The organism is Atribacterota bacterium, assembly GCA_028717805.1.
GTDB lineage: Bacteria > Atribacterota > Phoenicimicrobiia > Phoenicimicrobiales > Stramentimicrobiaceae > Stramentimicrobium.
Window position 1 is genome coordinate 1 of sequence record JAQUNC010000030.1, and the last position, 13,363, is coordinate 13,363.

General features: G+C 36.2%; 14 protein-coding genes. All 14 read right to left on the reverse strand.

From position 1 onward, the window contains the following. Positions 1-326: 326 nt before the first annotated feature. Complete coding sequence (locus PHD84_07390; GenBank protein MDD5637620.1) at positions 327-1,559, reverse strand: amino acid ABC transporter substrate-binding protein; 1,233 nt, start codon at positions 1,557-1,559, stop codon at positions 327-329. A 155-nt stretch (positions 1,560-1,714) separates the two neighbouring features. Beyond that, the gene (locus PHD84_07395; protein MDD5637621.1) at positions 1,715-2,443 is read right to left on the reverse strand and encodes an ABC transporter ATP-binding protein; all 729 of its coding nucleotides are present in this window, start codon (positions 2,441-2,443) and stop codon (positions 1,715-1,717) included. Then, a complete protein-coding gene (locus tag PHD84_07400) occupies positions 2,443-3,207 on the reverse strand; it encodes an ABC transporter ATP-binding protein (GenBank protein MDD5637622.1) in 765 nt (254 codons plus the stop codon). Before PHD84_07400 ends, PHD84_07395 begins: the two co-directional genes overlap by 1 nt. Next, positions 3,200-4,180, reverse strand: coding sequence for a branched-chain amino acid ABC transporter permease (locus tag PHD84_07405; protein MDD5637623.1), 981 nt, complete (start codon positions 4,178-4,180; stop codon positions 3,200-3,202). The genes PHD84_07400 and PHD84_07405 overlap by 8 nt, the downstream gene beginning before the upstream one ends. A 47-nt stretch (positions 4,181-4,227) precedes the next feature. After that, positions 4,228-5,091 carry a branched-chain amino acid ABC transporter permease gene (locus PHD84_07410; GenBank protein MDD5637624.1) on the reverse strand — a complete coding sequence of 288 codons (864 nt, stop codon included), beginning with the start codon at positions 5,089-5,091 and terminating at the stop codon, positions 4,228-4,230. A gap of 101 nt (positions 5,092-5,192) precedes the next feature. Further along, a complete protein-coding gene (locus PHD84_07415; GenBank protein ID MDD5637625.1) occupies positions 5,193-6,104 on the reverse strand; it encodes a dihydroorotate dehydrogenase in 912 nt (303 codons plus the stop codon). Next, positions 6,097-6,900, reverse strand: coding sequence for a dihydroorotate dehydrogenase electron transfer subunit (locus PHD84_07420; GenBank protein MDD5637626.1), 804 nt, complete (start codon positions 6,898-6,900; stop codon positions 6,097-6,099). The genes PHD84_07415 and PHD84_07420 overlap by 8 nt, the downstream gene beginning before the upstream one ends. Before the next feature lie 52 nt (positions 6,901-6,952). Next, positions 6,953-7,876 carry an aspartate carbamoyltransferase gene (gene pyrB / locus PHD84_07425; GenBank protein MDD5637627.1) on the reverse strand — a complete coding sequence of 308 codons (924 nt, stop codon included), beginning with the start codon at positions 7,874-7,876 and terminating at the stop codon, positions 6,953-6,955. Positions 7,877-7,921: 45 nt separating this feature from the next. After that, a complete protein-coding gene (arcC, locus tag PHD84_07430) occupies positions 7,922-8,890 on the reverse strand; it encodes a carbamate kinase (protein MDD5637628.1) in 969 nt (322 codons plus the stop codon). A 75-nt stretch (positions 8,891-8,965) separates the two neighbouring features. Beyond that, complete coding sequence (locus PHD84_07435; GenBank protein MDD5637629.1) at positions 8,966-9,724, reverse strand: IclR family transcriptional regulator; 759 nt, start codon at positions 9,722-9,724, stop codon at positions 8,966-8,968. 323 nt (positions 9,725-10,047) lie between these two features. Continuing rightward, entirely contained in the window at positions 10,048-10,758 is a 711-nt protein-coding gene (locus PHD84_07440) for an ABC transporter ATP-binding protein (protein MDD5637630.1), read from the reverse strand. After that, positions 10,736-11,485, reverse strand: a complete 750-nt coding sequence (locus tag PHD84_07445; protein ID MDD5637631.1) for an ABC transporter ATP-binding protein — start codon at positions 11,483-11,485, stop codon at positions 10,736-10,738. Before PHD84_07445 ends, PHD84_07440 begins: the two co-directional genes overlap by 23 nt. A 2-nt stretch (positions 11,486-11,487) precedes the next feature. Continuing rightward, entirely contained in the window at positions 11,488-12,480 is a 993-nt protein-coding gene (locus tag PHD84_07450; protein MDD5637632.1) for a branched-chain amino acid ABC transporter permease, read from the reverse strand. Then, a complete protein-coding gene (locus tag PHD84_07455) occupies positions 12,480-13,340 on the reverse strand; it encodes a branched-chain amino acid ABC transporter permease (protein ID MDD5637633.1) in 861 nt (286 codons plus the stop codon). The genes PHD84_07450 and PHD84_07455 overlap by 1 nt, the downstream gene beginning before the upstream one ends. Positions 13,341-13,363: the final 23 nt, after the last annotated feature.

A 13,363-nucleotide genomic window follows, 5' to 3' on the forward strand; every position in this document is an offset into this window, starting at 1 on the left:
GACGTCTTTGCCTATCTGATAATTGGCTTTTAAGAACAGGCTTTTTACCTTTGCCGAAATCTCATTGGCTTCAATCTTTCTCATTTGTCTCTTTATCTCCTTTTAATCCATTCTGATAGACATTGGTGTTCCATATTATGGTAAATAGTTCCATAAATAATATGAAAAAAATTATACTAAGAAACAAACTCTTTAAATTTTTAATTCTTTATGATGCTTGCTTTGCTAAGCTATATAATTTTATTTTAATAAAATAAATAAAAATAGAGATGGGAGGGACTGTAACCAATAAGTAATTACAGTCCCTATGCTTAAGGGTTATTTTATTATCTGTCTTTCCAAGCTGGAGCAGGATATAATGGTGCACTTTCTTGTGAGCTTTCAGGATAAACAATTTTAAATTCCTGGTTTTGAACCTGAATTACGGGATGTAACCATTGAATATTCTGTCCCTTTTCATTAAATTCAACGGCAGGCCAGGTAGTCAGTTCAATGTTCATACTTAATAAAGCTTCTCTAACCTTATCTGTTTCAATCGTACCAGCTTTTTCAATAGCAAGTTGAAGAACACTGCCTGCTGCACTTGAACTAGCAGTCCAGTATTGTCCTCTAAAATCTTCTCCAAACAAGTCTTTGCATGCTTTCATATAATTTTCAGTTGTTCCGAATATGGGATCTTCTAACTGCATTCCCGGTAACCACCATTCACCCTCTACAGCATAATCACCGTCTGCACCCATTTCATCAACATAAGCGGGAACCATTACGCCAACTGAGAAGGCATACAGTTTTGGATTAAAATCTAATTCTTTGCATTGTCTCATAACCATTAAGGAATCAGCAGTATATCCACCAACACCTAAAACATCAGGATTCAATCCCTTAACCTTGGTCAATAAGGCAGACAAATCAGTTGCTCCGGCGGGATATTTTTCAAACAAGACCACATCAAAACCTAATTCCTTACAAGCTTTATCAAATCCTTCAGCACAGCTTAAAGGAAATAAGTCGTTAGCAGAAATTATGGCAACAGTTTTTGGCTTAGGATCCAGCATTTCATCCATCATGTAGGCAACAGGTGCCATCAGCATCGGTGCAGGAGGAAGAATAGAAAATACATACTTATATCCTCTTTCATAGATATTAGTTGCATTTGCTTCTGGAGCAATGGTGATAACTCCATACTTTTCACCAATAGCTGAGGTAGCAAAGGTTATAGCGCTGGAATAAGGTCCGCCTAAGAAATGAACTTTATCTTCAGTAATAAGTCTTTCGGTTAATCTTGCTCCACGAACAGGATCACTCTCATCATCATAGTAAATAATCTCAACACCATAGGTTTTACCATCAGCTTTAATCCCGCCATGTTCGTTAACCCATTTTTCCCATACTTCATATCCTTGTTTAACCAAATTGCCTTCATAGGCAACTTTACCGGTCAGTGAAACCGCTGCTCCAATTTTAATTACATCATCAAACTGTTGAGCAGCAAAAGTAGTTCCAGAAGCTACTAATAAAAGTATGCTTACTAAAAACATTACTGATAATTTTTTAATCATTATTATTTTCCTCACTTTTTTTTATTTTTTAGCTATCATTAACAATTAAAGCTTATCTTTATTCTACCACCTCCTTACTTACAAAATATTGCTTGACATCAATACTATAGTATCTTTCTAGCAACAAAATGGCATTAACATATTATAGATAATGATTAAGCAATACCCAGATAAGCAGCCTTTATATGCTTATTCTTAACTAATTTATCAGTGCTGTCTCTCATAACAATATGACCACTCTCCAACACATAACCTCGGTCAGCAACATCTAAGGCCACCTGCACATCCTGCTCTACTATAAGAATTGTTAAAGCCTCTTCGTCTCTCAGTTTAATAATGGTTTCAGTTAAATCATCCACTACTACTGGAGCTAATCCCAGAGAGAGCTCATCAATAATCAGTAATGCTGGTTTTGACATGAGTGCCCGTCCAACTGCACACATTTGCTGTTCTCCGCCAGAAAGGTTTCCGGCATATTTATTCCTATATCCTTTGAGAGGCTTAAAAAGATTATAGACAAAATCAAGATCTTCCTTAAGGGTTTTTCGATCTGCTTTGCGCTGAAAAGCTCCCATTAATAAATTATCTTCTACTGTTAATCCGAAGAAAAGATGTCTGCCTTCTGGTGCATAACCAATTCCCATTTTTATTCTTTCAGGAGAAGTAAGGTTGGTAACATCCTTATCCTGATATTTTATCTGCCCGCTAAATGGTTTTAAGGTACCCACAATATTATTTAATAGTGTGCTTTTCCCTGCTCCGTTTGCCCCGATAATACATACAATTTCTTTTTTATTCAATTCAAAATTAATATCCCATAATACCTGAATTGCACCGTAGCCAGCATTTATTCCTATTGCCTGTAATAAAATGTCATTACTCATTAGTTATCCATGACCTCCTTGGCATACTTTTTACCCAGGTAAGCTTCAATTACAGCAGGGTTGTCACACACTTCCTGAGGCGAACCTGCACATATTTTCTCCCCGTGATGCAAAACAATTATCCGGTCAGAGATTCCCATTACTGCCTTCATTATATGTTCAATATATATAATAGTTAATTGTTTGTCTTCTCTGATTTTTTTAACCATTTCCATTGATTCTTCTACCTCAGAGGGATTAAGACCGGCCATAACCTCATCTAGAAAAACCACTTCCGGATCCATAGCCAAAACCCGGGCAAATTCCATTCTTTTTAAATCAGGCAGAGTAATATCACTTACCTTAAATTCCTTCTTTTTATCCAGACCCACTAATTTCATAATCTCGCGGGCATTTTTTCTGGCATGATTCAAATCATTATCCCTGCTGCTGCGGCCAAAAAGAGATCCGACCAATACGTTTTCTTCAACAGTCATACCCTGTAATGGTTTTACTACCTGATATGTTCTGGTTAAACCAATACGGGCAATCTGAAATGGCTGCATATTACTAATATTGATTCCTTTAAAATAGACTTCTCCTTCTGTTTTTCTTAAATCACCGGTAACCAGATTAGTAATTGTCGTTTTTCCTGCACCATTGGGACCAATCAATCCGAGAATTTCTCCCTTTCTGGCCTGAAAGGAAACTTTATCTACTGCTTTTAAAGCGCCAAAGTGCTTGCTTATTGATCTGACATCTAAAATAACATCATTATCAGCCATTGGTCACCTCCACCTTTTTGCTCATTGCAATTTTTCTGTTTTGTATTTTATCAGTAATAGTTCCGATAACGCCTCTGGGAACAAAAAATACTATAACTATTGTGGCTATTCCTAAAACTGCTAAATGATATTCCATAAATCCGCTCCAGGCAAATTCTGATACTGACTCGATAATAAAAGCGCCAACTATGGGACCCAGTATAGTTCCTGCTCCTCCGATCAGCATCATTATTATTGAATTAGTTACAAACATCAGATCAAATACCTCATCTGGTGAAATAAAGGACATCCAGTACCCGTACAAACCTCCGGCAATACTGGTGAATAAGGCACTGATAGCCCAGGCAGACACTTTGGTATAAGTTGTATTTATTCCCATAGAATTAGCTGCCTCTTCATTTGCTTTTATACTTCTTATACCATAACCAAATTTAGAATTAACAATAAAATACATGGTTAAAGCTGTTATGACCATCAATCCCAAAAAGGCTAGATAAAAATAGTTATACACCCGACCTGGTGGAAGCAATATTATGGGATAGGTAGTACCCATTGCTCCTCCGGTAATCTCAGTAGCATTCTGGGCAACAGACATAATTGCTCCGTTCATACCAATAGTGGCAATTGCAAAATAATGACCCCTTAACCTCAGAACAGGAAAACCTAAGATAATGCTTACTACTATCGCAGACACAGAAGCCAGTGGTATTGCTACAATAAAAGGTAAACCCCTTCCCATCAGGATAGCAGTCATATAGGCACCTATGCCAAAAAACATGACATGACCAAATGGCAGGTAACCCATATAACCGGACATTAAGTTAATACACTGGGCAATAGTTGCATACATGAAAATTGCTGTAAATATACGGACATAATATCCGGAAACAAAATTAGGTAAAAGGATAAAGACTACAATTGCAGCAATAATAAAAACTATATTTATATTAAATTTCTTATTATTTTGTGCCATTACTTAATTTTCACTTCCTCTCTTCATAAATAGTTCCCTAATAGTGACTAACCAAAAAATTTCTTACCTATTAAGCCATGTGGCCTAAACAATAAAATTAAAACCATAATGACCAAACCAATGGCTTCCTGCCATTGGGAACCTAAAAAGGTTGCACCGGATGTTTCAGCGAATCCTAATAAAATTCCTCCTGCAGCCGCTCCCCATATATTTCCTAATCCTCCTAAAATGGCAATAATAAAAACCTTCCCGATTATCACATCCATAACGTGAGGAGAAAAACTATAAATACTAGCCCACAGTGAACCGGTAACACCTGCCAGAGCAGTTCCCAAAGCAAAATTTATCAAATACATTTTTTGGTCGTCAACCCCAACTGCTAATGCTCCTTCTTTGTCTAAGGCAACAGCTTGTATTCCCTTTCCTATTTTAGTATTCATCATAAATTGATAAGTAAGATAGATAATCGCTCCAGCTAAGAGGAAAGTTAAAAATTTGGTCAGGGGTACAAAAGTGCCTAAAAACTGGAAATTACTGCCGGCATAACTTAACCTAATAGTGCGATAGTCAGCAGACCAGACCAAAAGTATAATATTTTCGACTATAAGCCTGACAGCAAATGTGATAATGAGAGTAAAAACAATTCCTCCTTTTATAGAAGGCTGTAATGTAAATTTATAAACAAATGCACCTAATAAAAATAGTAAAAATCCTGAAAAAAACATGCTGATAAAGGGATCAATATTAAACATATTAAAAATGATTAAAGACAGATAAGAGCCTAAAACTACCATAGCCCCGTAGGACAGATTGATGATTCCGCTGATTCCCCATTGTAATGAAAAACCAATTCCCATCAACGCATATAATCCTCCTAACAGGATGGCATTGATTAGCATCTGCAAGCTCATAAATTCTTCCTCCTTTGATATTTAGGATGTTTAGATTAATTCAAAACTATTTAAAAGAATTTTTAAAATTCGATACATAAAATTAATACAAAATATCTATACTATACCAAACCAACAATATCCTTTATTGAACTATAATTTTTTCTTATCAGATATTCTTTAATTCCTTCAATGACATCAAACATAACCAATGGGCTACTGAAGTTGGCAGATCCAATCTGAATAGCACTGGCACCCGCCAGAAACATTTCCAAAGCATCTTCAGTACATGTTATCCCGCCAACACCAATTATGGGAATTTTTACCACTTTACTGGTTTCCCAAATCATACGAACAACTATTGGCCTGATAGCTGGTCCTGATAATCCTCCCACTTTGTTGCCCAGTCTTGATTTCTGGTTTTCAATATCTATAGCCATTCCTACCAGGGTATTAGCTATGGTTATAATATCTGCTCCCGCCTGCTCTGCGGCTAAAGCCATTTCAGTTATATCTGATACATTAGGTGACAATTTAGCAATTACCACCTTTTGAGTAATCTTCTTAATGCTATTTATCAGTTTAGCCATCACTACCGTATTTATACCAAAATGCAGTCCATCATTAAGATTAGGACAGGATAGATTTATCTCCAGTGCAGAAATAGCTTCAATCTGATCAAGTTTGCCTGCCAGTTTACAAAAATCTTCATTAGAATTTCCAACTATGCTGACAATTATTGTGTCATTTGCCTCTTTTAACAGAGGTAATTCTTTTTCTTTAAATTCCTCAAATCCTTTGGAAGGTATTCCTACCGCATTAAGCATCCCACCATCAGTTTCCCATATTCGCGGTCCAGGATTGCCTGTCCTTTTTTCCAATGAGATGCTTTTGGTAACAATAGCTCCCAGGCTGTTAAGCTGTCTTTTGTTTAAAATAGTATCTCTAACATCAAAAGTCCCTGATGCAGACATTACCGGATTTTTTAAAAAGAGAGAGTTTAATTTTATCTTTAAATCAGTTCCTTTATTCATCCAGTACTACCTCTTCTAAAGGAAATACAGGACCCTCTTTGCATACCCTCTGATAACCATGCTTAGTCTGAATAACACATCCCTTACAAGAACCTATCCCGCATCCCATCCGTTCTTCTAAACTGATATAGGCATGAAAATGATACTTTTTCTGCAATTCTCTTATATGTCTGGCCAGCCTTTTTGAGCCACAGGTATATACAGCATCGATAACTTCAGGATTTTTACCCAGCAAATCTTCTAAAAACATAGTTACATTGCCCGGTAATCCTTTTGAACCATCATCGGTAGTATAGAAAGTATTTACAGACAGAGATTCCATAATGTCAATGCCTAACAGTAATTCGTTTTTACTGGCTGACAAAAAGCTGTAAATACCTTTGTTTTCTTTTCTACCCTGCCTTACCAAAGTCAGCATAGGCACAATCCCAATTCCCCGAGCTACCACAGCCATATTTTTTACATTTTCAGGAATAACAAAACCACTGCCCAAGGGGCCGATTAATTCAATGTACTCACCGGGTTTTGATTCAGACATAATAGCCGTACCTTTTCCTACCTTCTTATACAAAAGGGAAAAACTATCTCTATCCGGTTCAATTTCGTAAAAACTGAAAGGCCTCTTTAATAGCAATTCTTTTATCTTCCATTTAGATAACATAACAAATTGTCCTGGCTGTGCTATTTCGGCAATTAATGGTGCGTTGATAACAATTTTGTAATATTCATTCTTTAAATGTCGGTTTTCCGTTACTAAACCTTTGGTAAATGCCGGGACATTTTTTTTTAATATCATTTACTGCTTCCCCAGTTTACTTAAATTACCTTTATTTTCCGGTCTTTTCCGGTTAAATACTTCCGCTTACTAAAGCTAATAAAGCCATACGAACATACATTCCATTATGTGCCTGTCTGAAATAGGCAGCTCCTTCATAAACATCAACATCAGTAGCTATCTCGTCTACTCTTGGTAAGGGATGAAGAACTGTAATTCCCTTTTTGGCTTTATTAATAGTATCTCGATCTATAATGTAAGATCCTTTAAGTTTTTCATATTCTTGTGGATCTTCAAATCTTTCTCTTTGTATACGGGTAACATAGACTATGTCACTTTTAGCCAAAGCTTCTTGAACATCTTCCATCTCTTCAATTTCTGCACCGCGGTTGCGAAAATCGGCGGTTAATTTTTCAGGCATACGTAAAGCCTTAGGTGACACAAAAATCATCTTATTGCCATAAAGGGTCATAAAATAACCCAGGGAATGGACGGTTCTTCCATATTTTAAATCACCTAAAAAGGTTACTGTCTGTCCTCCCAGAGCACCTTTTTCCTGACGGATAGTAAAAATATCCAAAAGGGCTTGAGTAGGATGCTGATTACTCCCGTCGCCGGCATTGATAAAGGGATGGACAGCATGGTCTGCAGCAATTTGGGCAGAGCCGTTCTCAGGATGACGCATAACAATAACATCAACATAACCATCTACTGTTCTAATAGTATCTGGTAATGATTCCCCTTTTGCTGTAGAAGAACTTGCTGCTCCAGAAACACTGATAACCCGAGCTCCTAATCTATTGGCAGCTGATTCAAAAGAAAGACGCGTTCTAGTACTGGGTTCGAAAAAAAGGCAGGCAACAATTTTCCCTTCCATATCCTTTATGACTTCATTCTTCTTAACTCTGTGCTCGTAATGTGCAGCAGTATTCATAATCAGATTAAGCTCTTGGGTTGAGAATTGAGCAGTGTTTAAAATATCTTTTCCTTTTAACATTTATTCAAACTCCTTTGTATATTATTAATTTTGATTTACTATTATTTATTTCTCAATAATAGTACCTGTTTCACCTCTATAAGCTTCCATAACTTTATCCAATGAGGAAATAATTGCTTTCTTTCCGCCGTTTTCCAGAAATCTTAGACACGCTTTCACTTTCGGTCCCATACTTCCTGCTAAGAATTGTCCTTCTTCATAATATCTTTTTGCTTCCTCATAGGTTAGTTTACCTAATCCTCTTTCATTTGCTTTACCAAAATTTATCTTAGCTTTTTCCACATCAGTAAGCACAAATAAAATATTGGCCTTGATAATCTCAGCCAGCCTTTCTCCAGCCAGATCTTTATCAATAACCGCTTCAACGCCTTTTAATTTTCCATTGGCATCCCTTAATACCGGTATACCGCCTCCGCCAGAAGCGATTACAATAACTCCGGCATCAACCAGTTTTTTAATAACATCTCCCTCTATATTAGAAATAGGGTCAGGAGAAGGAACTACTCTCCTCCAACAACGTTCACCATTGGGCTTAACTTTTTTAATAATATAATCAGGCTGATTCCTTTTTAGTTCTTGTGCTTCTTCTTCAGTTAAAAAATTACCTACCGGTTTAGAGGCATTTTCTCCCTCAAATTCCGGATCATCTCGATCCACCAGTACTTGATTCAGCAAAGTACAAACAGATTTTTTTATCTTCTTTCCTTTTAAATGATTAACCAGAGTCTGTTGTAACATATATCCTATTTGACCCTGGGTCATGGCACCGACCACATCCATAGGGTGAGCAGGCACTATGTCTTCAGCAGCTTTCTGTTGCACCATAAGATTCCCTACTTGTGGTCCATTACCGTGAGTAATTGCTAAGCGGTCTTCTGGTGCAAGATTTTGAATAATATTAGCAATATATTGGGTAGTTTTCCAGCAGTTTTTGAATTGCTCTTCTGAAGATCCTTTTTCATTTGCCTGTTTGATGGCGTTACCTCCCAAAGCAATTAGTACAACATTTGCCATTTTTCATCTAATCTCCTTACTTTTTAATAAATTGTATTGATAATTACCAAATTTATTTTATATATAGATCTAAGCCTACTTGTTATATCCTATCATTTGGGAAATTTCATTTGCCGCATTTACAACAGTTTTAACCAACTGATCAAATACTGCTGATGTAATTCTATTGACCAATCCGGTAACAGTGATACTAGCTACCGTTTTCCCATTAAAATTTCTTATAGGAGCTGAGATGGCTCTTATCCCTTCTTCTAACTCTTCATCACAAATAGCAAAACCTTTAGACTTAATCTCTTTTAGATGCTCCCAAAGTCTCTCTGGATCGACAATTGTTTTAGAAGTATATCTTTGGAATGAAGTATTTTTTATTAACCTATCTATTTCTTCCGAAGATTGATAAGCTAAAAGGATCTTGGCAGCTGCTGCACAGTGAAATGGCATTATTTTACCGATATCCACAAAAAGATGATGCATTTGAGGATTTTGAAAAGACCTTGCAGAATCAATACAAATCCCTTTGCCGTCTTGCCAGATACATAAAAATGTAGTGAGACCAGTATCCAGGCAGGTTCTTTTTAATACTGTTTTGGAATATCTGCGTAAATCAAAAGAATTATAAAATGAATTGGAATATTTAAGAATTTGCACTCCTAATCTATAGCGTGAGGTATCGCTTTCTTTACTGACTAAAGAATAATTTAATAGGATAGATAAAATTCTATGAACAGTACTTTTAGGAATTGAAAGTTTTAAACTTATTTCTGTTATTCCTAAACTTCTGTCAGAAGCACTAAGGCAATTCAAAATATGAATTATCTTCTCAACTGAATTCATAATATGGTATATGTTCTCTTTATGATTGTTCCATATGATGGAACGTTTTTCCATTTATCTGTTCAAACTTTTTTTTATATTATCATACAATCAACTATAAATCAATTATTTTTTAAAATTTTATGGTTTAATAGTTGTAGTTTTGTAGTTGCATTTATTTTATATTTGGAATCAATTTGATGTAGAATGAATAATCCTAATAGGCCAAGAGTAGAAAATCTTATACATTAAGATGAAAATAAATTATTTGCTGTAACTGTCAAAGCTAATAATACATAGCATAGACTTATTTTATTTTCAAAAAATCAAAATAACCTTAATATTTATATTCCAAGATAATGTTTCTTTATATGTTCATCCTTTAATAATTCCTTACTGTTACCTTCCATAACAATTTTACCATTTTCTAAAACATAAGCTCTTTCCGCTATTTGTAACGCATAATTTATATTTTGCTCTATTAATAGAATAGTAAGACCTTTTTTCTTTAAAATTGATAATTTATAATAAATCTCATCTACCAGCTTCGGAGCCAAGCCGAGTGAAGGTTCATCAAGCATTATGAATTTAGGCTGACTGGCTAAACTCCTGCCAATAGCAAGCATCTGTTTTTCACCACCACTAAGGGTTTTAGCCAGTTGTTTTTCTCGTTTTTTAAGTATGGGAAATATCTGGTAAATATCCTCTAAAACATCTTTCTGAAAATACTTTCTATTTTTATAGGTTCCCATGAGCAGATTTTCATAGACAGTCATATTCATAAATAGTTTTCCGCCTTCCTGTACATGGGCAATTCCTAATTGAGAAATTATGTGGGGTGGATATTTCACAATATCCTTACCCTGGAAAATAATATCTCCAGCCGTAGCAGGGATTAAATTAGAAATCGTTTTTAGAAGTGTAGTTTTTCCAGCTCCATTAGAACCAATAATAGCTACAACTTCATTCTCCTCTACCTGAAAATTGATATCTCTCAAAATAGTTATGTTTCCATAACCAGAGCTTAAATCTTTAACCTGTAGAACCTGTTTCAAGGCTGATTCCTCCTCCTAAATAGGCTTCAATTACCCTTTGATTATTGCAAACCTTATCTGGATTACCAGAGGCAATTAGCTCTCCCGCATCCAAAACAAAAATTCTCTCACAGAGACCCATTACCATTGGCATCACGTGCTCTACTACACACAGGGTAATCCTGGTTTCCTGATTAAGTTTTTTAAGTGCTGCCATAAGCTTGAAAAGTTCAGCACCAGTAAGTCCCGCTCCCGCCTCATCAAGCAAGAGAAGATCAGGTTCAGTTGCTACTGCTCTGGCTACTTCCACTTGACGTAAAGAGGCTAATCCTAAATCGTTACATTTAGATCTTCGGATATCCAGTAAATCAAAAAACTCAATCACCCAGTCTACTTTTTTTTGAACTTCTTTTTCCTCTCGTCTATTGTATGCTCCCACCCTTATGGCATCTTCAACAGACATTTCTCCAAAAGACCTCGTTACCTGAAAAGTACGAGACATTCCCAATTTACAAATCTTGTGAGGAGACATAAAGGTAATATCGTGATTGTTAAAAAAAATCTTTCCTTTGTCTGGAATTTCCAGTCCTGTTATTAGATTAAAAAAGGTGGTTTTACCTGCACCATTCGGACCAATAAGTCCAATAATCTCCCCTCTTTGGATTTCCAAGTCAACATTTTTAACAGCAGTTAAATTACCAAAACACTTGGTAAGCTGGGAAGTTTTCAAAATTGTTTCAGATGGCATCTTTATTCTTTACCTCCCCCCGCTATAAGTTTCTTATAAGCATCCTGAAAAAAGGTAGCAATTCCTCTAGGTTTGAAAAGAACAACAATAATCAAGATAATGGCGTAGATTAATAGATATAAGCCTGAAAATTCTCCTCCCAGACTAGCTCTGAGATACTCTTGAGCTCCTACTAATAACACGGCAGCCAAAAGAGGACCATAGGTAATCCCTCTTCCCCCTACAATTCCTAATATGGCAATTTTGGTAGTCTCCTGTCCGTTAAAAAAGCTGGGATGAATATAGCCGTACATATTAGCATAAATACCGCCAGTCATACCTATTAAAAAGGAATAACAGAGTAAAGCCTTTAATTTAGCGGTTTGAGTATCAACTCCCAAAACTTCAGCGGCAGATTCATCCTCCCCTAATGCTTTAAGATAATAACCAAGCTTGGAGGAGGCGATTCGTTGATTTAAAAATAGAGAAATTATAAGCATAACAAACATTATATAATAATAAGGGGTATAAGAGGTAAAGCGCATATGCAGCAAGGAGCCAGAAAAGTAAGGGAGACATCTCTCTACCGGGCCCCCTACTTCTTCCCACATATTAAAAGACACCTTAAGTATTTCTACCAGAGCACTGGTAGTCAAGGCATACCAAACCTCTTTTATTCTGAATCGAAATAAGGGAATCCCAATTAATAAAGCAAATCCCGCAGCTATCACTCCCCCTAAAATCATACCAATCCAGGGGGTAAGATTAAATCGAATGAGTAGAGTGCCGGAAGTATAGGCACCTAATCCTAAATAAGCAAAAGCGGCAAAGTCAAGTTGACCTGCTAATCCGCCAATGATATTCCAAGAAGTTGCCATTACTCCATAGAGCAGCACAGTCGTAGCCAGAAGTACTTGATATTGATTGGACCCAAGTATAAGTGGTATAAATAAAGCAAAGATGATTAAAAATATTATTAACAATTTTCCTATATTCGTTTTTTTGAAAACATTCATTACTTCCTCCCAAATAATCCTCTGGGTCGCAACCAAAGAACTAAAATAAAGATCAGATATATTACCAGTGTCCTAGCCCTGGGATCCCAAAAAGACATCGCCAGTGATTCACTTATACCTACAATCAATCCAGAAATTACCAATCCAGTAATCGAGCCTAATCCTGCAAGGGCAAGAATACAAAAACTAAGCAATCCAAATCGTAAACCCATTGTAGGGTCAACTTGTTGGAAGGTCATCAATAAACTTCCAGCTATGGCAGTCAGTCCTGATCCTAAGCCGAAGGCGAGAGCATAAGTCTTTTGAAAGTCTATCCCCATCAAAGATGCTGCACTGGAATCATCAGAAGTTGCTCGTATTGCTCTTCCTGGCCAGGTCCTGGCTAAAAAAAAGGATATAATCATTATGATGATAAGGCTTATTATCGCAGAAATTAATCGTGATAGTGCAATGGTATAACTTCCAAATTGAATGGTACCTTGCACAAAAGAGTAGGCAAGTGCGCGTGGCCGTGCCTGCCAAATCAACTGAGTAATTGCACCTAAAAAGGTCATTAGACCTACTGTTACTGCAATTTGTATAGTATAATGCTCTCTCAGCGTTCGACTAATTAATCCATAATAGACTAATATTCCAAATAGAAATAATAGGGGAAAAGTAATAAGTGAGCTAAGTACTGCATCAATTTTATATAAAGTACCAGCCCAAAAAGTAAAATACATCGAAAGCATTACAAAATTGCCATGAGCAAAATTCACTACATTCATTACACCAAAGATAAGCGATAATCCTAATGCAATTAAGGCATAAATGCAGCCCATTAATATCCCATTAAATATACTCTGAATCATTACTTCCATATTTTACCGCCAATCTCTCTCTG

Bases quoted from the DNA above. Each gene is read 5' to 3' on its own strand.
- PHD84_07390 (MDD5637620.1), bottom strand. From the start codon at position 1,559: ATGATTAAAAAATTATCAGTAATGTTTTTAGTAAGCATACTTTTATTA.
- PHD84_07395 (MDD5637621.1), bottom strand. From the start codon at position 2,443: ATGAGTAATGACATTTTATTACAGGCAATAGGAATAAATGCTGGCTAC.
- PHD84_07400 (MDD5637622.1), bottom strand. From the start codon at position 3,207: ATGGCTGATAATGATGTTATTTTAGATGTCAGATCAATAAGCAAGCAC.
- PHD84_07405 (MDD5637623.1), bottom strand. From the start codon at position 4,180: ATGGCACAAAATAATAAGAAATTTAATATAAATATAGTTTTTATTATT.
- PHD84_07410 (MDD5637624.1), bottom strand. From the start codon at position 5,091: ATGAGCTTGCAGATGCTAATCAATGCCATCCTGTTAGGAGGATTATAT.
- PHD84_07415 (MDD5637625.1), bottom strand. From the start codon at position 6,104: ATGAATAAAGGAACTGATTTAAAGATAAAATTAAACTCTCTCTTTTTA.
- PHD84_07420 (MDD5637626.1), bottom strand. From the start codon at position 6,900: ATGATATTAAAAAAAAATGTCCCGGCATTTACCAAAGGTTTAGTAACG.
- pyrB (MDD5637627.1), bottom strand. From the start codon at position 7,876: ATGTTAAAAGGAAAAGATATTTTAAACACTGCTCAATTCTCAACCCAA.
- arcC (MDD5637628.1), bottom strand. From the start codon at position 8,890: ATGGCAAATGTTGTACTAATTGCTTTGGGAGGTAACGCCATCAAACAG.
- PHD84_07435 (MDD5637629.1), bottom strand. From the start codon at position 9,724: ATGAATTCAGTTGAGAAGATAATTCATATTTTGAATTGCCTTAGTGCT.
- PHD84_07445 (MDD5637631.1), bottom strand. From the start codon at position 11,485: ATGCCATCTGAAACAATTTTGAAAACTTCCCAGCTTACCAAGTGTTTT.
- PHD84_07450 (MDD5637632.1), bottom strand. From the start codon at position 12,480: ATGAATGTTTTCAAAAAAACGAATATAGGAAAATTGTTAATAATATTT.
- PHD84_07455 (MDD5637633.1), bottom strand. From the start codon at position 13,340: ATGGAAGTAATGATTCAGAGTATATTTAATGGGATATTAATGGGCTGC.